We start from the raw sequence: 19,685 nt of genomic DNA, 5'->3' as shown, positions 1-19,685 counted from the left end.
GGCAACTCCTGTGCTGGGTCGGACGGGCGGGGAGGCGGTTCGGGGCGTGCGTGGGGACGGGGGCGGGCGTCAGGGCAGCGTGATCACCTGGGCGGCGTAGGAGAGTCCCGCGCCGAAGCCGATGGTGAGGGCGAGCGCGCCGCTGCGGGCGGCTCCGGTCGCCAGCATCTGCTCGATCGCCAAGGGGATGGAGGCCGCCGAGGTGTTGCCGGTGTGCACGATGTCGCGGGCGACGGCCACGTGTGCGGGCAGGCGCAGTGTGGTGGCCAGGGCCTCCACGATGCGCAGGTTCGCCTGGTGCGGGATGAACGCCTCGAGGTCGGCGGCGTCCACGCCCGCCTCGTCCAGGGCGCGACGGGCGGCGCGGGCCATCTCGTAGACGGCCCAGCGGAACACCGTCTGGCCCTGCATGGTCAGCGCGGGGAAGCGCGACGGCCGGCCGTGGCGCAGTTCGAGCCAGGAGGCGCTCTGGTCGATGGCGCCGCCCTGTGCCCCGTCGGAGCCCCAGACCACGGGGCCCATGGCCGGGGTGTCGCTGGGGCCGACGACGACGGCTCCGGCCCCGTCGCCGAAGAGGAAGGCGGTGGCGCGGTCGTCGTGGTCGATCAGGTCGGACATCCGCTCGGTCGCCACCACCAGGACGTGGCCGGCGCTGCCGCCGCGGACCAGGTCGTGGGCGACGGCCAGGGCGTGGGTGAAGCCCGCGCAGGCCGCGGACAGGTCGAAGGCGGCGGCCTGCGCGGTTCCGATCCGGTGGGCGATGTCGGCGGCCAGCGCGGGCAGTTGGCGGAAGTGGGTGGAGGTGGCCACCAGTACGCAGCCGATCCGGTCCGCGGTGACTCCGGCGTGCGCGAGGGCCTTCTCGGCGGCCGCGGCGCCCATGAGGGCGACGCTCTCCTGCTCGGCCGCCCAGCGCCGTTCGGCGATGCCGGAGCGTTCGCGGATCCACTCGTCGCTGGAGTCGATGCGGGGGGCGATCTCCTGGTTCGACACCACACGGGAGGGCCGGTAGCCGCCCACGCCGGTGATGCGGGCGTACGCCGGGCCCGTGGCGGGCCGGAGCACGGAGGGTGCGGACACGATGGGTCTCCCTGGGACGGGCGGTCGAGGACGGCCGGAGGGAAGGGCGGATGGTGGCGGGCCCGAACGGGGGATGTCTCCGGGCCCGCCACGAAGGGGGGCGGTCTCTTCAGTCGAGGCCGCGCAGGATGTGCTCCTCGGCCGCCTCGCCGTCCAGGCGGGCCAGGTGCAGCGGCACCGGCAGCGCCCAGCAGTCGGTACGGGCGGCGGCGGGCAGGAGCACGGCGTCCGGGTGCGTGTGGTCACCGGGTGTCGTGGTGGCGGACGGGGCGGCGGGCGGCATGGTCAGGCCACCCCGGCCAGGGCGCGCTGCCGGGCCCGCTGGGACAGGCGGCCCAGGCGCAGGTCGGCGACGCCGGCGAACGCCGGGCGCAGCAGGGCGGCGAGGGTCCCCCGGTTGGTGAAGGAGTGCGTGACGTGGGTGCCGTCGCCGTGGGGCAGCAGGCGCCAGCTGTTGGTCTCGGCCAGGCCGGGAACCTCCCACCAGCCCTCGATGTCGTTCTCACCGATGCTGCGGTACTCCCAGTGCCCGGTGAGACCACCGCGGGCGGTGAGGGGGTAGCGCCGGCCGACGATCGCGGCCTCGGGGCCCCGGACCGACAGGAACGCGGGGTTCCATTCGGCCAGTTCGGTGGGCTCCAGGAGGATCTGCCGCACCGTCCGCAGGGGGGCGGGGATCAGGATGTGTGAGTCGGCGGTGTTCATCAGTACCTCATTCCTCCGTCGGCGCGGATGACCGTGGCATTGATGTAGTCGGCGGCCGGAGAGGCCAGGAAGGCGATCGTCTCGGCCGTCTGGGCGGCTTCGCCCAGTCCGAGCAGGGAGCGGTCGGTCATGCGCCGCCGCTGCGGGCCGGCCACGGCGGCGCCCAGGCCGGTGTCGAGGATCCCGGGGGCCAGGGTGGCGGTGCGGATGTTGTACGAGGCGTACTCCTGCGAGACGGTCATGGCCAGGCCGTGCAGGCCGGCCTTGGAGGAGGCGTAGGCGGCCTGTCCGGCGTTGCCGGTCAGGGCGGTGATCGACGAGATGTAGATGATGCGGCCGTAGCGCGCCCGCATCATGCTCTTCACCGCGTACTTGGTGGTGAGGAAGGCACCGCGCAGGTTGACCCGCTGCACCTCGTCCCAGTCCTCGACCGACATCCGCACCAGGGGCTGGTCGCGGGTGATCGCGGCGTTGTGGATGAGGACGTCGAGCCGGCCGAACCTGCGGGCCTCCGAGGTCAGCAGGGCGGCCGTGTCGTCGGTGGCCGCGTCACCGGGGACGAGCCGGAGCCGGTCGCGGTGCTTGTCCACGAGACGTTCCAGTTCCTCCGAGGGGGAGCGGTGGTTGGCGACCACCGTGGCTCCCTGGTTCAGGAGCGTCTGCGCGGTCAGCAGGCCGAGACCCCGTCCCGCCCCGGTGAGGAGCACCACCCTTCCCGTCAGCGGGCTTGCTGGGGGCGGGGCCGGCGAAGTCGGAAGGGTCATGGCGTGGTCTCCCAGGTACGGACCGCGGCCACCGTCCTGTCGGACGGGCACAGCATGGCGGCGGGGTCGACGGTGGCGGTGATGTCGTTGGCGATGTCGGCAGTGATGTCGTTGGCGATGCCTGTGGTGATGTCTGCGGTGATGTCTGCGGTGATGTCGCTGGTGAACAGGTGGTCGGTGACCGGCGCGAGACGGTCGTCGGCGAAGGGGCGGGGCGGGCGCAGGCGGGCGAACCTGAGGTTCCCCAGGTGGTGGGGAGGGTCCTCGACGATCAGATGCGGCAGCAGGAGGTCGGGCTCCTCGCGCAGCAGCCGCGTGCTGTTCTCCAGGAAGCGCAGGCCGCGTTCGCGCAGCGCGGCCGGCATCCAGTCCAGGACCGGCAGGTGCAGCTCGCTCACCACACCGTCACTGGTCAGCGTGGCCCGGGCGGCCACGTCGGGCGGAAGACGCTCGGCCTCCTCGGCGTACATCGGTACCGAGATGCGCTCCTGCTCGATCAGGACGAGGAGACAACCGCCGCTGTACAGATGGTCCATGACCTCCGCCGCCTGCGCGGGGCTCGGCCACAGAGCCGTGGGGATGTAGTCGCCGGGTGCGGAAGCGTGCCAGGACAGGCGACGGGGCCCGTCGAAGACCACGAGTGTCTTGCCGCACCGCAGGAACGCTGATGTGCTCATGGTTCTCTCACGACCTCGGATTCACAGGGCCGCCGACGCCGGCGAGCTGCTGGTAGTGGGCTTCGGCCCGGCGCCGTCGGTCCGCTGTTCTGGCGTCGGGGGCCGGCGCGGCGAGGATGCCGCGCAGGTGCGGCGCCGCCTCGTCGTCACGGCCGACGGCGATCAGCGCCTCGGCGTACGCCATGGGATAGCGGGTGTCGTGGGCGCCCAGGCGGGCCGCGTGCCGCAGGTGCTCCAGCGCCTGGGGGCGGCGGCCGCCCAGGGCTCGGGGCATCAGCAGGTGCCAGCGGCCCAGCAGGTAACGGGCCATCAGGTGGTCGGGGTGGGTGCGCAGTACCTCCTCGGCGGTGTGCCGCACCCCGCGCAGGACGGCGGGCCGCAGCGGTGCGGGGGCGTTCAGGGCGCGCAGTCCGGTGATCCTGGCCTCCAGGACGCGGGCGTCGGCACCGACGGAGGTGCCGGGTCCGGTGAAGCCGCCGGAATCGGTGACGCGGGCCAGGTCGAGCAGCAGGCGCGCCTGCCGCATCCGCCGCCGGGCGGGCAGCTGGTCGGTGTGGCTGAGCATCGTCTCCACGACCGTCTCGGCCCGCTGGACGAGTTCGGCGGCCGCCTGCCGGGCCCGCCGGGGGTCGGGGGCCGTGCGCGCGGTGTCCACCAGCCCCTCCAGCGCCTGACGCGCCGCCTCGACCAGTGCCGCGACCCGCTGGGGCCTGGGCCGTGCGGTGTCGTCGGGCAGTGCGGGGCCGAAGACGACCCGCACCTGGGCCCGGCGGGGCCGCCAGGCCCCCTTGGGCAGGACGTCCTGCGCCCCCCACATCGCCACGGGGATGACGGGCACGCCCGCCCGGACCGCGAAGCGGAAGGCGCCGTCCTTGAAGGGGAGCAGCGGCCAGCCGGACCCGCGGGTGCCCTCGGGGTAGACCACCAGGGCGCCGCGGTCGGCGAAGACGCCGTCCACCGCGGCCAGCAGTTCCTTGTCGGGCCGGTCGCGGTTCACCGGGATGCCCCCCATGCCCTCGGTCCACCGGCGGCGCACGGGGTGAACGAAGGCCTCCGCCTTGGTGAGGTAGGACGTGGGGGTGTCCCGCAGGCCGTCCAGGACGGCGTCCAGGACGAGGTGGTCCGCGAAGCTGCTGTGGTTGGCGACCAGGACGAACGGTGTGTCGGCCGGCAGGTGCCGGACCCCTTCTACGCCGGCGAGGTACCGGTGCGTGACCGCGGGGCGTGTCAGCGCGGTCGACGCACCGGCCATCCACCGGGGGATGCGGCTCACAGAACCCGCTCGCTGCGGGCGGCGGCGTACTCGCGCAGCTTCTCGATGCTGGTGAGCACCAGGCCCTCGCGCCGGGCGAACTCGACCAGCTGGGGCAGGCGCGCCATCGTCCCGTCCTCGCGGATGATCTCCACGATGACGCCGGCGGGCGCCAGCCCCGCGAAGCGGGCGAGGTCGACCGCGGCCTCGGTGTGGCCGGGCCGCTCCAGGACGCCGCCCGGGCGTGCCACGAGCGGGAAGATGTGGCCCGGCCGGCGCAGGTCGCCGCTGGTGCCCTTCAGCATCAGCTCGATCGTCTTGGCGCGGTCCGGGGCGGATATCCCGGTGGTCACCCCGTGCTCCGGGCCGCCGTCGACGCTGACGGTGAACGCGGTGCCGTGGTGGTCCTCGTTGCGCTCGACCATCGGGGGCAGCTCCAGCTGTGCGGCGCGCTCCTCGGTCACCGAGACGCAGACCAGGCCGCGACCGTGGGTGATCATGTAGTTGATGGCCGCGGCGTCGGCGTACTCCGCCGCCACGATGAGGTCTCCTTCGTTCTCCCTGTCCTCGTCGTCCACCACGACGACGAGCTCACCCCGTGCGATGGCCGCCACGGCCGCCGCGGCGTCGTCGAGAACGATCGGGGCGTCGAGGGCGACGGGAGTGCCTTCAAGGATCTGCGCGGTCATCTTGCTTCCTTTGCTTGACGTGGGCTTGCGCTGAGGTCGTGCACCGGGGTCAAGAAGCGATGCGACGACACCGACATCGATGTTCCGACATCGATGGCGTAACACCGATGCTTCATCATGCATGTCGCAGCATCGTTGTTGCAACAACATTCGAGGGGTCGTTCAAAGTGACAAGCGGGACTCCGGAAAAGACCTGAAGCGGCTCATATCGATGACGTAGCATTGAATGACACGCCATGGATGCTGCATCATCGAGAAACGATGCACCCCCGTTCGGCTGCCGCAGCCGACTCAACCCCCCAGGAGAGCCGCCATGTCCCACTCCCCGGCCACCATGGAAACGCCGCCAGGCGCGACGTCCGAGCCGCCCCGGAACGACTCGGAACTGCGCTACCTGCTGCTGGCGGCCCAGCGCGAGGGGGCCCGGCAGATGACCGGGCACCTCAGGCCCCTCAACCTGACCCCGGCCCAGGCCGAGATCCTCCTCGTGCTCGCCGAGCGCGCCCCCCTCACGCTGGCCGAGGTGGGCCGGCTGATCGTGTGCGAGAGCGGCAGCCCCAGCCGCATCGTCGACACCCTCACCAAGCGCGGCCTGGTCGACCGCGAGCCGGGCCAGGTGGACCGCCGGGTCGTCTACCTGCGGCTGTCCCCGCGCGGGGAGGAGCTGCTCCCCGCACTGCGCGACGTCGACGCCCGCACCGACGCCATGGTCATGGACTGCCTCAGCCCGGAGGAACAGCTGGTCATGACCCACGGCCTGCGCCGCATGCTGAACGGCACCCCCAGCGGAACCGCGCTGGCAGCCCGCTTCGGCCGCGGGAAGTAGCCGGCCACGCCGGCTGCCCCTTGCCCGGACCTCGCGCGTCGAAGCGGCCGTGCCGCCGACGGAGTCGTAGACTCCACTTCGATACCAGACACACGTGGGCCCCCGCAGCAGCGGGGGCCCACGTGGTTTCCCTGCGGCTACCGCCCGCGCCGGCGCCGGTGCACGGCCAGGTCCGTCGGAAGCGACGCCGAGGTCGTGGCTGCCCAGCCGGCTCGGGGAGTTCAGGTCACGCCGCCCGGCGGTGGAAGTGGCTACCGCAGGCCCTGTCGAGGGCCTTGCCGGTCCCTCGCCACGCTTACACAGGCACCCGACGCGTGTGGGATATCACGCCGTGATAATCCGGCGAGCACACGAGGGCCAGGACATCCCCTAAGGGGATCTACCCGCTCAGCACAGCGCTCTGCTCCCCGGGGGAAGCCGCCCGGTGACGGTTTGCGTATGACCAGGTCAGCGCGGTCATCAGGGCCGGGATGGCGAACAGCGGGGCGAAAGCCAGGCCCCAGACCGTCTGTGCCGTGCCGCTCGACAGGTACGTCTGGCTCTCGGCGGTGAAAGCGACCACGAGTTGCCACAGGGCCACCAGAATCAGGACGCCCGAGGCGGTCCAGGCCAGCGGGGCGAGGACCCTGGGGCGCAGCGGCCTCCACCGGTCGCTGATGAGCAGCAGCGGAAACAGAGCGGCCAGCTCGGTGAGGACGGAGAGGCCGACGACGTATGCGATGCCCCAGCCCGGGATGTCGAAGACATCGCGCAGCACTTGGTCGCTGTAGCCCACAGGGACACCGGATGCCATGGCGATGCGCCACAGGCCGGACGGGACGGCGCACAGCGCGATGGCGTGGGCGGCGCGGCGAGCCCACACGGGCGCGGGTGCGGATGCGGGGAGAGGGGCGGTCGCTGTCGTCATGACGCACATGCTGGCCTCGGACACGACGGCCACGCTTCGTCCGCTGCGGCGGACCGTATCCGCCCCGCGGATGAGGGCGCACCCGCTGAGGGAGGACCTGATGAGGGAGCACGGCACCGCCCGCCCCGGAAGGTTCCGGGGCGGGCGGGGGCCCGAAGCGGAGTCACAGGGTTGCCGGTTCGCGGGTGGTCGGGGTGGAGTCGGAGGTGGTGTCGGGGGTGGAGGGGGCCTCGGAGCGGGGCGGGCCGGCCGGGTACCAGAAGCGGCGGGGGCCCAGGTCCAGCGCGAGGGCCGGGACCAGGACCGTGCGGACCAGGAACGTGTCGATCAGGACGCCGACGCCGACGATCACGCCCATCTGGGCCATGGCGACCAGCGGCAGCACGGCGAACACCGCGAAGGTCGCCGCCAGGACGAGGCCGGCGGAGGTGATCACGCCGCCGGTGCCGCTGAGGCCGGTGACGATCCCCTGCCGGTGTCCGAGCAGCCGGGACTCCTCCTTGACCCGGTGCATGAGGAAGATGTTGTAGTCGACGCCGAGCGCCACCAGGAAGACGAAGCCGAGCAGCGGCACCGACCAGTCGGTGCCGGAGTAGCCGAGGACGTACTCGAAGAGCAGGCCCGAGGCGCCCAGCGCGGAGAAGTACGACACGACGACGGTGGCCAGCAGCACCAGCGGGGCCACCAGCGACCGCAGCAGCCAGACGAGCACGAGCAGGATGACCAGCAGGACGGCCGGGACGACGGTCCTCAGGTCACGCGCGGTGGCGGTCTCCTTGTCGAGGCTCTGCGCCGCCGTGCCGCCGACGAGGGCGTCGGTGTTCGCGCGCAGCTCCTTCACCGCGTCCTTGGCGCTGTCGCTGTCGGGCGTTCCCTCCAGTACCGCGGCGAGCCGGGTCAGCTCCCCGTCGGCGCTGGTGGCGACGGTGGTGACCTCGAGGACGCCGGGGGTGTTCTCGGCCGTCTCCAGGACGTCCCGCGCCTCGGAGGTCCGGGCGATGACGACGGCGGGGTCGCCCGCGCCGGACGGGAAGTGGGCCGAGAGCCGCTCCTGGGCGACGACGGACTCCGGCTCGTTCTGGAACCAGTCGGACTGGCTCAGACCCATGTTCAGCCCCAGCGCGCTCAGTGCGAGGCCACCCGTGACCAGCAGGGAGACCAGCCAGGCGCGGCGCGGCCGACGGGCCACGGCCTCGCCGACGCGCCGCCAGCCGTCACCGGTGCGCGGGGCGGTCCCGTGGCGCGGCACGAGCGGCCAGAACACCCAGCGTCCGGCGATGACCAGCAGGGCGGGCAGGGCGGTCGCCATGGCGAGGAAGCCGAAGAGGACGCCGATGGCGCCGACCAGGCCCATCGAGCGGGAGGAGTTGATGTCGGCGAGGCCGAGGCAGAGCAGGCCGACGGCGACGGTGGCGGCGGAGGCCAGCACGGCGGGGAAGGTGCGGCGCAGGGCGACCCGCATGGCCGTGTGCCGGTCCTCGTGGCGGTGCAGCTCCTCGCGGTAGCGGGCGATGAGCAGCAGCGCGTAGTCGGTGCCGACGCCGAACACCAGCACCATCAGCACACCGGAACTCTGCGGGTCGACCTGGAGTCCGGCGTACTTGGCGAACAGGTAGGTGAAGGCCTGGGTCAGTACGGCGGCGAAGGCGACGGCGAGGACCGGGAACACCCACAGCACGGGGCTGCGGTAGGTGAGCAGCAGCAGGACGATGACGATCAGGCAGGTGATCCCCATCAGGGTCGCGTCGAGGGTGTCGAAGACGTTGAAGGCGTCGGCGGTGGCGCCGCCCGGGCCGCCGACCGCGGTGTCGAGTCCGGGCGGGGCGTGGGCGGCCGCGACGGTGCGCAGTTCCTCGACCTTGTCGGCGAGCTCGGCCTGGTCCTCGCCGGAGAGCGGGACGACGAGCATCAGCGCCCGGCCGTCCTCGGCGGCCACGGGGGGCGCCACCTGCTGGCCCGGCTCGGCGATCTTCGCGAACGCCGTGCGGTCGGCCTCGGCCTTGGCGCGGACCTGGTCGGTGACGGGCGCGTCGCTGGTGTAGACGACGACGGCCGGCATCAGGTCGTGGCTGCGGAACTTCTCCAGTTCGGTGTTGACCTGCGCGGACTCGGCACCACGCGGCAGGAAGGCGTTGGCGCTGGTGTCCTGCACCTCGCCCAGCTTGCCGGCCAGTGCTCCGAGAGCCATCGCGGCGAGCAGCCAGACGGCGAGGGTGAGCCACTTGCCGCGCCGGCCACCGGGCACGGCGGTGCTTCGCTCGAGCCATGTGGGCATGGGGGGTTCTCCTTCTGGGTGGGGACGTACGGCGGTTCGCGCGGGGCCGCGCCGTCACCGCGGCGGGCCCACGCGTCGGCGCCCGTGGGGCCGAGGCTCCACGGGCGCCGGAGGGCGGTGGGGCTCAGCCCTGGAAGAACTCCTTCAGTACGGGGGCGAGGACCGGCGGCTCGACGGCGATGCCCTGGCCCGCCAGCGCCTGGTGACGGGAGTCGGGCAGGACGTCGGCGACGGCGCGGGCGCTCGCGTGCAGCCACGCGTCGGCGTCGCCGCCGTGGGCGACGAGGACGGGCACCTTGACGGAGGCCAGTTCGTCGGCCGGCAGGGCGAAGTCGTCGCCGGTGATCGTGGTGTCGTACGGGAGGGTGTGGGCCAGCGCCTCCAGGCCCGGCCAGAACGGGGCGAACCGCATCCCCGCGACGGCCTCGGCCGGGGCGCCCATGCCCTGGGTCATGAAGAACTCCACGGCCTCGCCCCGGCGGTCGGTCGCGGCGAGCTCGGCGAGCTTCTCGGTGAAGCCGGCCGGCGGCTTCGGGCCGGTCTCGTCGACCACGAACGGCGGGTCGTAGACGGCGACGCGGGTGATGTTCACCCCGGCCGCGGCGGCCTTGAGCGCCAGGACGCCGCCCGCGGACAGGCCGAACACCTTCGCGGAGCCGCCGGCCTCGGCGATCAGGGCGGCGAGGTCCTCGATCTCCCGCTCCACGGCGTACTCCGGGGCGTCGGCGCTGTCCCCGCGCCCGCGCCGGTCGTAGTTGTACACGGTGAAGTGGGGGGCCAGCTCCTCGGCCAGCTGCGTCATGGTGGGGTGCGCGCGCTCACTGAACGAACCACCGACCAGGACGAGTGGCTCGCCCTCACCGGTGCGGTCATAGGCGATGGCAGTACCGTCGGCGGACTGGACAGTGTTCATTGCTCTCCCGGTGCAGATGCCTTGAGGGGGGACACGGGGGTCGTGCCGCACTCAGCGTCCCGGGCGGCGGGTGGTGGCCGCATCTTCGAGGTTGCTGCGCTCAAGTCACGGGCAGGGCAAGCCGGATGGTGCCGCGCGCTTCGCGGCACCATCCGGCTGACGCGGGTGGCGAGGGCCGTCACCGGGTGAGGACGTGCTCCTCCCTGGTGGGGGTCGCGGGCGCCGGCGCGGTGGCGGGGGCGCCCTCCTTGCGGCGGGCCCAGCGGCCGACGGCGGCGATGACCGGACGCTCCACCAGGTAGTGGCTCAGCGACGCGGCGAGGATGCTGCCGACGAGCACCGCGGACATCAACTCGGGGAAGGAGATGGTGCCGCGCAGCTGCTGCATGAGGGCGGGCTCGGTGCCGAAGACGCTGCCCGTCTCGAACCAGAAGTACATGATCGCGAAGTGCCACAGGTAGATGCCGTACGAGATGCGGCCCAGATAGCGGGCCACGGGGTTGGCCACGACCGCGTCGATGACCCGCGACTTCGCCTCGGGGACCGACAGCGGCATCACGACCAGGAAGGAGAAGGCCAGCAGCAGGAAGTACTGGGTGACGGCCAGGCCGACGCCCTCGTAGTCGCCGTAGCCGGGACGGCCGAAGGGCTGCGTGCAGTTGACGGCGTAGAGGGCCACGGCGGCACCGCACAGCAGCAGCGGCCGACGGGCGGCGACGCGGTACAGGGCGGGCCGGTCGTGCGGCTTCATCTCCGCCAGGACGTGGATGACGGCCATCGCCATGCCGAGGGCGAAGGCACCGCCCACGGCGAACGGCCACCAGTACTCCTCCGGGTAGACACCCATCTCGGGGCGGTGGATCCACCACGTCCACACCGCGGACGCCACGGTGATGACGGCCGGCGGGATCATCATCCGGCGGACCTTCTTCGCCGGGTCCGTGGTCCGGCCCGCCAGCCAGTGCATGAGCACGGCCAGCAGCGGCAGGGCGAGGTAGTACTGCATTTCGGCCGGGACGGTCCAGGCCGGGTCCATGCCGGCGATCCACGTGTAGTCGTAGACCTGGAGCATCAGGATCGGCCGCAGTACGTACCAGGGTCCGTCCACGGCCTCGTAGTTGAGCAGGAAGACGCAGACCAGTGCGAGCAGGATGTACGCCGGCCACAGCCGGGCCAGCCGCTTGGCGAAGAACGGGCCGAGCTTGGGGCGGCTGCTGCCGGTGAGGGTCCACTGGGCGAAGGGGCGGTAGAGCAGCATCCCGGACAGGACGAAGAAGGGGCCGAGGGCCAGGGGCCGCAGACCGGCCAGCAGGGTGGCCAGTACCTCGTTGCCCGGCTTGGCGGTGTAGGCGCCCATGACGCCGGCGGCGAAGGAGGTGTGGACGGCGGCCACGCCGAGGGCGCACAGTGCCCGGACCCCGTCGAGCCGTCCGACTCGCTTTGGTTGCTGGGCCTGTGCGACGGCCCCGTCGACATTCACTTCGTCAGCACTCCTTTGTTGGTGGCTCGTTCAGCATGGATGTGGCTCAATTCCGGTGCCATCTTCTGAAGTGCGGTGTTCGCGGCACCGGTGGCTCCGCTTGCCCTCAGGTCGCGGGAGTGTGCGGCCGCACCAGCGGGGCGGCGTCGCCGAGCAGCGGCTTCAGGCGGTACGGGTCGAAGTTCACGGCACTGCACCAGCGGCCCTCGGCGAACTTGAACCAGACGGAGCTGACGATCTCGCCGACCGGGTTCTCCCCCTCGACGACCTCGTCGCCGAGGGCCCAGCCCTCGGCGGTGTGCGCGGTGTTGCCGTCGGGCAGCAGCAGTTCGACGACCGGGCTGTCCAGCGAGGGACCGCTGCGGACGTTGGCGTCGCGCCAGACGGGGCCGGGGGTGCTGGGGGCCGGGCGGTAGGAGGTGGCGGTCATGGACGTGCCTTTCGGTGGGGCGGACGGGTGGGTGGGGTGGGCGGTAGCGGGCCGTGGGGCTCCGAGGAGCGGAGGCGGGCCGTCCTGAGGCCGTAGGGCCCCGGTGAGTGGAAGGGCAGGACGGTGGCAGGCGGCGGCCGGAACCGTTCCGGTGCCGCCGACGGCCGACGGCCCCGGCAAGCGAAAGCGGGCCGGTGTCAGGCCGCCGCCGGGACACTCCCCGTGCCGCCGGCGGCCGCCGCGCGGACGCCGACGAGTGGAACGGGCCGGGGCCCGGCGACGGCCCGGAACCGTGCCGCCGACCGCCGCCGGCCCCGGCAGGCCGCGGGGCCCCGGCGAGTGCGGGCGGGGCGACGGCGGGCCGCAGGGCCCCGGCGGGCGGAGACGGGGCGCCCTCGGACCGCACGGGCCCTGGTGAGTGCGGACGGGGCCGCACGCTGCGGGGCCCCGGCGCGGGTGCGGGGCGCGCCCTCAGGCCGCCGCGTCGACGGTGCCGGTGTCCTCGGCCGCCGCCGCGCGGACGCCGGCCAGCCACAGCACCTGGCGGACCATCTCGTCCAGGCGCGCCTCGTCCGGCGCCTGCTGCCGGTCCACCGCCGCCGGTGCGGGCGCCCGGGTGACGGCCACGCCCAGCGGGGCGGGCCAGCCGCGCAGCGCGTGGGCGATGGTGCGCAGGGTGGTGAGGGTGGTGGCGGCGCCCTGGGGGCCCGCGCCGACGGCGACCGTGCCGATGGCGCGCCCGTCGAGGTAGGGCCGTGGCCCGTCGATGTCGTTGACCGCGTCGAGGGCGTTCTTCAGCAGTCCGGAGACGCTGGCGTGGTAGGTCGGGGAGACCAGCACCACGCCGTCGGCGCGGCGCAGTTCGGCGAGGAACTCGGCCACGCCCGCGTGGCAGGCGGCGAGTCCGGGCCGGTAGGCGGGGAAGTCCAGCTCCGCGCCGGTGAAGACCCGGGCGGTGGCGCCGGCGGCCGTGGCCCGCTGGGCGCACCACTGGGCCACCCGGTCCGAGGTGGAGCCGACCCGCAGGGAGCCGCTGAGCAGGACGATGTGGGGTGTGTGCACGATGTCGTCACCCTTCCGTGGGGCGGGGGTGTGCGCCGGGTCGGCGGCCACGGGTGCCGGCCGCCACGCGGCGATGGCGAGCGCGTCCTGGTCCTTGCGGCCGGCCTCCCGCATACGGGCGTTGCGCCGCTGCTCGCCGTCCCGGTCGGCGCCCTGGTCGAGGGCGCCCTGACGGCGTGAGGACAGGACGACGGCGGCGGTGCGGTCCATGCGTTCGCGGGCGTAGGCGGCGAGCGCGGTGGGCACGTGGGCGCAGGCGCTGAGCCGGTCGGCGAGCACGGCGGCGTCCTCGAGCGCCATGTTGGCGCCCTGGCCGAGGGCCGGGACCATGGGGTGCGCGGCGTCGCCGAGCAGCGCGACCCGGTGGTCGGTCCAGCGCGGTGCGGGGTCGCGGTCGTGGATGTCGGTGACGACGACGTCGCCGGGGTCGGCGGCGCGCACCAGGTCGACCACGGGCGGGTACCAGCCCTCCAGCGCGGCGAGCAGGGCACGCCGGGCCTCCTCGGGACCCTTGGCCGGCCACTCTCCCTCGGGAGCGGTGATCTTGGCGGTCCAGTAGAGGGTGTCGTCGCCGACGGGGGCGATGAACAGCTGGATGCCGCGGCCGTTGACGACGTGGCCGCGCTGTCCCAGCGCGGAGCCGCGGGTGCGTCCGCGCACCGAGGTGTAGCCGCGGTAGACGGGCGGTCCGTCGCCGAGCATGCGGCGCCGCACCGCGGAGTTGATGCCGTCGGCGGCGATCAGGACCTGGCAGGCCGCGGCACCGCCGTCGGAGAACCGGACGGTGACGTGGTCGTCGTGTCCGGTGTAGTCCTCGACGGCGGTGGCCATCCGCAGGGCGGCGCCCGCGGTGACGGCCTCGTCGAGCAGGGCCCGGTGCAGCGCCGACCGCAGCACGGGGATCTGCGGGGCGCCCGTGGGCCGGCCGGCGGCCCCGACGGGCTCCTCGGCGAGCACCGTTCCCCGGGAGTCCATCAGGACGCGTACCTCGTCGGGGGCGGTGACGTGCCCGATGGCCCGCAGGCGGGCACCGACGCTCACACCGAGCGCGTCGGCGGCGCGCACGCCGTTGGGCTGGAGCATCAGCCCGGAGCCGCCCTCCCGGATGCTGGCGGCCCGCTCGATCACCGTGACGTCGAAGCCGCGCGCGGCGAGGCCGGCGGCGGCGGCCAGTCCTCCGATGCCGCCGCCGGCAATGAATACGGTCTGGCGTTGCCTCATGGCGTCGGGGCCTCCGATCCGGCGGTGCGGGGCGAGGGGGCGGGGGCGGCGGGCGCCGCACCCAGGAGGCGGCCGTCGTAGGCGCCGAAGGAGCCGGTGGCCGCGTCCCACACGGTGCGGCCGGCGCGCAGGGTCCGCTCGACGCGGCCGGTGAAGGTCCATCCCTCGTACGCCGACCAGCCGCACTTGCTCTCCACGTCGGACGCGGAGAGCATCCAGGGCACGTCGGGCGCGAAGAACACCAGGTCGGCGTCGGCGCCCGCGGCCAGCCGGCCCTTGCCGGGCAGCCGGAACAACTCCGCCGGGCGGGTGGACAGATGGCGGACCAGGCGGGCGGCGGCCACGTCGGGGTCCTCGTCGGGCCAGCGCCGGCGCATGCCCGTCCACACGGCGACCGCGAGTTCCTGGACGCCGGGCAGTCCGGGCGGCGACTGGGCGACGCCCCGGGTCTTCTCGGCGACGGTGTGCGGGGCGTGGTCGCTGCCCAGGGTCTCCGCCTGGCCGTCGCGCAGCGCCCGCCACAGCCGGTCCTGGTCGTGGGTGCCGCGGATGGACGGCGACAGCCGGGTGCGGGCGCCGAGGCGGCGGGTGTCCTTGTCGGTGAACGACAGGTGGTGCCCGGTGACCTCGAAGGTGACGGGCATGCCCGCCGCCCGCGCCGCGCACACCAGGTCGGCCTCCTCGGCGCTGGACAGGTGCAGGATGTGGGCGCGGGTGCCGTGCCTGCGCACCAGTTCGAGGACCTTGGCGACGGCGACGATGCCGCCGCTGCGCGGGCGGCGCGCCTCGTACTCCAGGTAGCTGCCGGGCTCGCCCCACCAGGCGTCCAGCAACGAGAACAGCCCGTCGTCCTCGGCGTGCAGGACGAGTTGGACGCCGCCGTGGGCGGCCGCGGCGAACGCCTTCTCGAGCTGGTCCGCGTCGCGCACCACGGTGGGTGCCGTGTGGTGCCCGGTCATGAAGATCTTCACGCTGGTGGCGACCTGTGGCTCCAGGTCGGCCGGCACTTCGGGGCGGTCCGGGTCCAGCCCGAGGTGGAACCGGTAGTCGACCAGGGTGTGGCCGTCGACGAGGGCCGCCTTGGCGGACACCGCCTCGGGGGCGAGGGTGGGCGGCACCGTGTTCGGCATGTCCATCACGGTGGTGACACCGCCGCGGACGGCGGCCCTGCTGCCGTGTTCCCAGTCCTCCTTGTGGGTCAGGCCGGGGGTGCGGAAGTGGACGTGGGAGTCGATGAGTCCGGGCAGCACGTAGTGCTCGCCGGCGTCGAGGCGGGCGGCGGCGGGCCCGGGATCGGTGTCCGTGACGGCGGTGATGCGTCCGCCGGTGACGCAGACATGGCCGGGGCGCACGCCCTGCGGGGTGACCAGCCGGCGTCCGCTGACGACGAGTTCGGGGGCGCGGGTCAGCCGGTCCACGACACCGCCACCAGTTCCCGGCACAGGTCGTTGGTCGGGCCCATGAGGGAGACGCCGCGCGCGTCCGCGAGCAGCCGGCCGATCCGCGCGCCCTCCCGGTACCCGGCCGAGCCGAGCATGCGGGCGACGTCGAGGCAGATCTCCTCGGCGGCCTCGGTGGCGTGCAGCTTGCTGTGCAGGGTGGTCAGGCCCGGGTCGACGGAGGTGCGTGCCCCGGCCCGTTCCACCACGGCGCGGGCCGCCTCCAGCCGGGTGGCCAGGCCCACCAGCCGGTGCCGTACGGCGGGCAGGTCCAGCAGTCCGCGGTCGCGGGCGTGCGCGACGGCCAGGTCGAAGGCGGCCTGCGCGGTGCCGACGGCCACCGCTCCGAGGCTGGCCCCGCTCTCGCGGACCGAGGCGATGACGGTGGCGGCCTGCCCCTCCGGGCCGAGCCGGTCGGTGTCCGCCACGACGGCCCCGTCGAGGGAGATCAGCCCGGTGGCCGAGCCGCGCATCCCGGCCAGGTCCAGGCCGAGGTCGGGAACCAGCCCGGGGTTGTCGGCGCCGACGAGGAAGAAGGTCTGCCCCGGCGCCCCGTAGCCGTCCGCCGGTGCGGCGTCGGGCCGGGCGGTGCGGACCAGGACCAGGTAGAGGTCGGCGACGCCCGCTCCGGTGGTGAAGGCCTTGGAGCCGTTCAGCACCCAGGTGCCGTCCGTACGGCGTTCGGCGGTGGTGGACAGGTTCTGCTTGGCGGCGCCCGCGCCGCTCTCGCTCCACGCGGAGGCGGCGAGCCAGGACCCGTCGGCCAGTCGCGGCAGCCAGCGGGCCTGCTGCCCGGGGGTGCCCCAGTCGGCGATCCGGGCGCTGACGGCGAAGTGCTGGAACGCGATGATCGCCACCGACGGGTTGACGGCGGCGATCTCCTCGACCAGCGCGTTCACGGCGGCGGCGTCCTCGCCGGCACCGCCGTGCGCGGCGGGGACCGCGGTGGCGAGCAGGCCGCTGGTACGCAGCGCCGTCAGCGCCTCGCGGTCCACCTCGCCGGCCGCGTCGGCCTGTGCGGCGCCCTCGCGCAGCAGTGCGCGCAACGCGGGCGTGAGCCGTGGTCTCATACGGCTCCCGACAACGCCAGGCATTGGGCGACCTCCTCGAATTGAAGGTGACTCAGGGGTGCCAGGGCGAACGAGCCCTGGAAGGTGACGTGTTTGCCGGCGACGGAGGACCACAGCAGGGCTTCGTCGCCGTCGGCGCCGCCGGGCAGGGAGACGACCGCGCTGACGGCCATCCGGCCGCCGGGGGTGGTGATGTCCAGGAGCCCGTCGCCGGCGCCCGCCTCGCGGGTGACCTGCCAGGGCACGGTGCCGGGGACGCGCGCGGCCGTGCCCAGGCACACGGCCCCGGTGAGGGCGAGGGCCGGATGCCAGCCGGGCACGGTCAGGGCGCGTGCCGCGATGCCACCGTTCGCGCCGGGCAGCACGGCGGCGATCTTGGGGAAGGCCCCGCCGGGCGGCCAGCCGAGCAGTTCGGCCGCGGCGGCCCGCAGCGACTCCAGGCGATGGAGCAGGTCGCCGCCGGCGGCGAAGAGGGCGCGCTCGTCGGCCACCTGAAGGGAGCGCGCGTCGACGAAGACGTAGGTGTTGGCGCTCGCCACCATCGACACCTCCACGCGCAGCCCGTCGGCCTCGAGCACCGTCCGGGTGCTCCCGGTGGGCAGCAGCTCGGCGAAGGGCACCGGGCGCGGCTGGACGAAGGTGACGGTGAAGCCGACCGCGTCGCGTTCGACCCGGTCGACCTCGCACACCACGCTGTCGCCGTTGTTGCGCACCCGCACCCGCACCCGGGTGCCGGGCACGAGCCGCGGCAGCATGCCGGAGCGGGCGGCGGCGACCACCGACGCGAGCGCCGAGTGGCCGCAGGAGCCGCGCAGGTCGAACCGGTCGGGCGCGCCGGGCAGGGCCTGCACGAACCGGTAGTCGAGGTCGAACATGGGGTGCGCGGACGGTTCGACGAGGGCGATCTTCAGTACGTGGGCGCCGCCCGCGGAGGTCAGATAGCGGCGGGCCTCGGTGAGATGGCCCAGCAGCGCCGTCTCCTCGCGCGGCAGCCGGGCGGCGTCCAGCACGAACGTCGGGCAGGGGGCGCCGGTGGCGTGGGCGAGATGGCCGATCATGCCGCCACCGCCATGGTGGCGGGCGGCGCGGGACGGGCCTCGGCGCCCTGGAACCGCTCGCGCCACACCTCGTGGACGAGCAGCGCCCAGAGCGTCGACGCCACGGTGTCGCCCGGACGGTGCGCCTGCGTGTCGAACAGGGCGTCGACGGCGGCGCCGTCGAGCCGTCCGTCGGCGGCCAGCCGGGCGGGCGTGAGGAGGTCCCGCGCGCACTCCCACAGGGCCGTGCCGGGGGTGAGCATCGCGGTGACCGGCAGGGTGAAGGGCTGCTTGGGCCGGTCGAGCACGCTGTCGGGCAGCAGCCCCCGGGCGGCCGCGTACAGGGTGCGCTTGACCTGGTCGCCGTCGATGCGCAGCGCGTCGGGCAGCGCCCGGCCCAGGGCCACCACGGACCGCTGGCAGAACGGCAGCCGCACCTCGACGGAGCCGGCCATGCTCAGGTGGTCGACGCGGCGCAGGTGGTAGGCGGGCAGGCGGTGGCCGAGCTCGAAGCGGGTGATGCGCTCCAGGACGCTGCCGGGCCCGTGCAGCAGGTCCTGGTGGGCCGCCTCGGGCAGCGGGGGCACCTCCCGCAGGTGGTCGCGGTAGGCGTCGGTGTACAGCCCGGCGCGGGTCGCGGCCGGGGCGGCGGAGAGTGCGTCGAGGTAGGCGGTGCTCCAGTCGCCCCCGGCGGCGGCCGTCTCGGCGGCGGCGCGCATCCGCGCGTAGCCGCCGAACACCTCGTCGGCCGCGTCCCCGGTGAGCGCGACGGTGAACCCGGCCTGCCGTACCGCCCGGAAGAGGGCGTACGTGCTCAGCGCGATCGGGTCGGCGTTGGGCTGGCCGAGGTGGCGGACGGTCTCCTCCAGCAGGGCGGGGAAGCCGGCCGGGTCGATCTCGACCTGGTGGTGCTCCGTGCCGGCGTGCTCGGCGACGGCGCGGGCGAAGTGCCGCTCGTCGAACGGCCAGTCGCCCCGGTAGGCGATGTTGAAGGAGTGCACGGGGCCGTACTCGGCGGCCAGGGCGGTGACCAGGCTGGAGTCCAGGCCCCCGGAGGTGATCAGGGCGACGGGCACGTCGGCGACGAGCAGCCGTCCGACCTCCTCCCGCAGCCGGTCGCGTACCCGCTCGGGGGCCCGGCCGGGATCGGGCAGTTCGGCGGCGGCCGCCACGCGCCGCCTGCGGCGGGGGGTGCCGCCCAGGTCGCACACGAGCGTGGTGCCCGGGGGCAGCACCTCGATGTCCTCGAACATGGTCTGCTCGCCGAAGGGCGTGCGGGTGGCCAGGTAGGCGTCCAGGGCGGTGTCCCGCATCCCGGCGGCGACCGGGCCGAAGCCCAGCAGGGCGGGGATCTCGGAGGCGAAGTACAGGGAACGGGCGGCCTCGTCCCACCGGTGGTAGAGCGGCTTCATCCCGATCTCGTCGGTGGCCAGCAACAGCCGGGGCACCTCGCCGCGCCGGTCGACCAGGGCGATGGCGTACATGCCGTCGAGGTGGTCGGTGAAGTCCTCGCCGTACTCCAGGTACAGGGCGGGGATGACGTTGCCGTCGCAGCGGTCGGCGAAGGCGTGGCCGCGGGCGCGCAGCCGGCGGCGCAGCTCGTCGTGGTTGTAGATCTCCCCGTTGAACACGGCCTGGACGGGGCCCCCGAGCCCGTACGGCTGCTGTCCGCCGTGCAGGTCGACGACGGCGAGCCGGTCGTAGCCCAGGCCCCAGCCGGGGGCCCGGGTCATGCCGGTCGCGTCCGGGCCGCCGTGCCGCTGGAGGGCCGCGACGGTGCACATCTCGTGCGGTGTGGCCACCGCGTTGAAGTAGCCGTGGATCCGGCACATGTCTGCCTGTCTTTCCGTGCGGAGAC

At 74.0% G+C, this 19,685-nt stretch carries 18 protein-coding genes; 1 reads left to right on the top strand and 17 read right to left on the bottom strand.

Annotated features, from left to right (window positions below):
* Window positions 1–69: 69 nt before the first annotated feature.
* The 7 genes from ACZ470_RS24220 to ribB form a co-directional block, all read right to left on the bottom strand.
* Complete coding sequence (locus tag ACZ470_RS24220; RefSeq protein WP_468430314.1) at window positions 70–1,080, bottom strand: beta-ketoacyl-ACP synthase III; 1,011 nt, start codon at window positions 1,078–1,080, stop codon at window positions 70–72.
* A 109-nt stretch (window positions 1,081–1,189) separates the two neighbouring features.
* Window positions 1,190–1,363, bottom strand: coding sequence for a hypothetical protein (locus ACZ470_RS24215; protein ID WP_468430312.1), 174 nt, complete (start codon window positions 1,361–1,363; stop codon window positions 1,190–1,192).
* Window positions 1,364–1,365: 2 nt separating this feature from the next.
* Window positions 1,366–1,785: an SRPBCC family protein gene (locus ACZ470_RS24210; protein ID WP_468430310.1), complete on the bottom strand. Its 420-nt coding sequence runs from the start codon at window positions 1,783–1,785 to the stop codon at window positions 1,366–1,368.
* Window positions 1,785–2,549: an SDR family oxidoreductase gene (locus tag ACZ470_RS24205; protein WP_468430309.1), complete on the bottom strand. Its 765-nt coding sequence runs from the start codon at window positions 2,547–2,549 to the stop codon at window positions 1,785–1,787. Before ACZ470_RS24205 ends, ACZ470_RS24210 begins: the two co-directional genes overlap by 1 nt.
* Window positions 2,546–3,226 carry a hypothetical protein gene (locus tag ACZ470_RS24200; protein ID WP_468430307.1) on the bottom strand — a complete coding sequence of 227 codons (681 nt, stop codon included), beginning with the start codon at window positions 3,224–3,226 and terminating at the stop codon, window positions 2,546–2,548. Before ACZ470_RS24200 ends, ACZ470_RS24205 begins: the two co-directional genes overlap by 4 nt.
* A 7-nt stretch (window positions 3,227–3,233) precedes the next feature.
* A complete protein-coding gene (locus ACZ470_RS24195; protein ID WP_468430305.1) occupies window positions 3,234–4,478 on the bottom strand; it encodes a 1-acyl-sn-glycerol-3-phosphate acyltransferase in 1,245 nt (414 codons plus the stop codon).
* Between the two features lie 17 nt (window positions 4,479–4,495).
* A complete protein-coding gene (gene ribB / locus ACZ470_RS24190) occupies window positions 4,496–5,167 on the bottom strand; it encodes a 3,4-dihydroxy-2-butanone-4-phosphate synthase (RefSeq protein ID WP_468430303.1) in 672 nt (223 codons plus the stop codon).
* Window positions 5,168–5,480: 313 nt separating this feature from the next.
* On the opposite strand from ribB, the gene ACZ470_RS24185 reads away from it, so the two are divergent.
* Window positions 5,481–5,993, top strand: coding sequence for a MarR family winged helix-turn-helix transcriptional regulator (locus ACZ470_RS24185; protein ID WP_468430301.1), 513 nt, complete (start codon window positions 5,481–5,483; stop codon window positions 5,991–5,993).
* A 379-nt stretch (window positions 5,994–6,372) separates the two neighbouring features.
* Here ACZ470_RS24185 and ACZ470_RS24180 read toward each other — a convergent pair whose 3' ends face one another.
* The 10 genes from ACZ470_RS24180 to asnB all read right to left on the bottom strand — a co-directional run bounded on the left by ACZ470_RS24180 (window position 6,373) and on the right by asnB (window position 19,659).
* On the bottom strand, window positions 6,373–6,909 hold the full coding sequence (locus ACZ470_RS24180) for a hypothetical protein (RefSeq protein WP_468430722.1): 537 nt from the start codon (window positions 6,907–6,909) through the stop codon (window positions 6,373–6,375).
* Between the two features lie 154 nt (window positions 6,910–7,063).
* Complete coding sequence (locus ACZ470_RS24175; RefSeq protein ID WP_468430300.1) at window positions 7,064–9,175, bottom strand: MMPL family transporter; 2,112 nt, start codon at window positions 9,173–9,175, stop codon at window positions 7,064–7,066.
* Between the two features lie 124 nt (window positions 9,176–9,299).
* Complete coding sequence (locus ACZ470_RS24170; RefSeq protein WP_468430298.1) at window positions 9,300–10,088, bottom strand: alpha/beta fold hydrolase; 789 nt, start codon at window positions 10,086–10,088, stop codon at window positions 9,300–9,302.
* 178 nt (window positions 10,089–10,266) lie between these two features.
* Complete coding sequence (locus ACZ470_RS24165) at window positions 10,267–11,568, bottom strand: acyltransferase family protein (protein ID WP_468430296.1); 1,302 nt, start codon at window positions 11,566–11,568, stop codon at window positions 10,267–10,269.
* 106 nt (window positions 11,569–11,674) lie between these two features.
* Window positions 11,675–11,998, bottom strand: a complete 324-nt coding sequence (locus tag ACZ470_RS24160; protein WP_468430294.1) for a hypothetical protein — start codon at window positions 11,996–11,998, stop codon at window positions 11,675–11,677.
* 471 nt (window positions 11,999–12,469) lie between these two features.
* Entirely contained in the window at window positions 12,470–14,281 is a 1,812-nt protein-coding gene (locus tag ACZ470_RS24155) for an NAD(P)H-dependent oxidoreductase (RefSeq protein WP_468430292.1), read from the bottom strand.
* On the bottom strand, window positions 14,278–15,723 hold the full coding sequence (locus ACZ470_RS24150) for a dihydroorotase (RefSeq protein ID WP_468430290.1): 1,446 nt from the start codon (window positions 15,721–15,723) through the stop codon (window positions 14,278–14,280). The genes ACZ470_RS24155 and ACZ470_RS24150 overlap by 4 nt, the downstream gene beginning before the upstream one ends.
* Window positions 15,687–16,790 (bottom strand): acyl-CoA dehydrogenase family protein, encoded by a 1,104-nt coding sequence (locus tag ACZ470_RS24145; RefSeq protein ID WP_468430288.1) that lies wholly within the window; start codon window positions 16,788–16,790, stop codon window positions 15,687–15,689. The genes ACZ470_RS24150 and ACZ470_RS24145 overlap by 37 nt, the downstream gene beginning before the upstream one ends.
* Complete coding sequence (locus ACZ470_RS24140; protein ID WP_468430286.1) at window positions 16,787–17,848, bottom strand: PrpF domain-containing protein; 1,062 nt, start codon at window positions 17,846–17,848, stop codon at window positions 16,787–16,789. The genes ACZ470_RS24145 and ACZ470_RS24140 overlap by 4 nt, the downstream gene beginning before the upstream one ends.
* Window positions 17,845–19,659 carry an asparagine synthase (glutamine-hydrolyzing) gene (asnB, locus tag ACZ470_RS24135; RefSeq protein ID WP_468430284.1) on the bottom strand — a complete coding sequence of 605 codons (1,815 nt, stop codon included), beginning with the start codon at window positions 19,657–19,659 and terminating at the stop codon, window positions 17,845–17,847. Before asnB ends, ACZ470_RS24140 begins: the two co-directional genes overlap by 4 nt.
* Window positions 19,660–19,685: the final 26 nt, after the last annotated feature.

The sequence above is a fragment of the Streptomyces sp. NPDC031111 genome (assembly GCF_055570675.1).
Note: the sequence above shows the minus strand (reverse complement) of the source record. Positions and strands in the feature narration are given on the sequence as shown.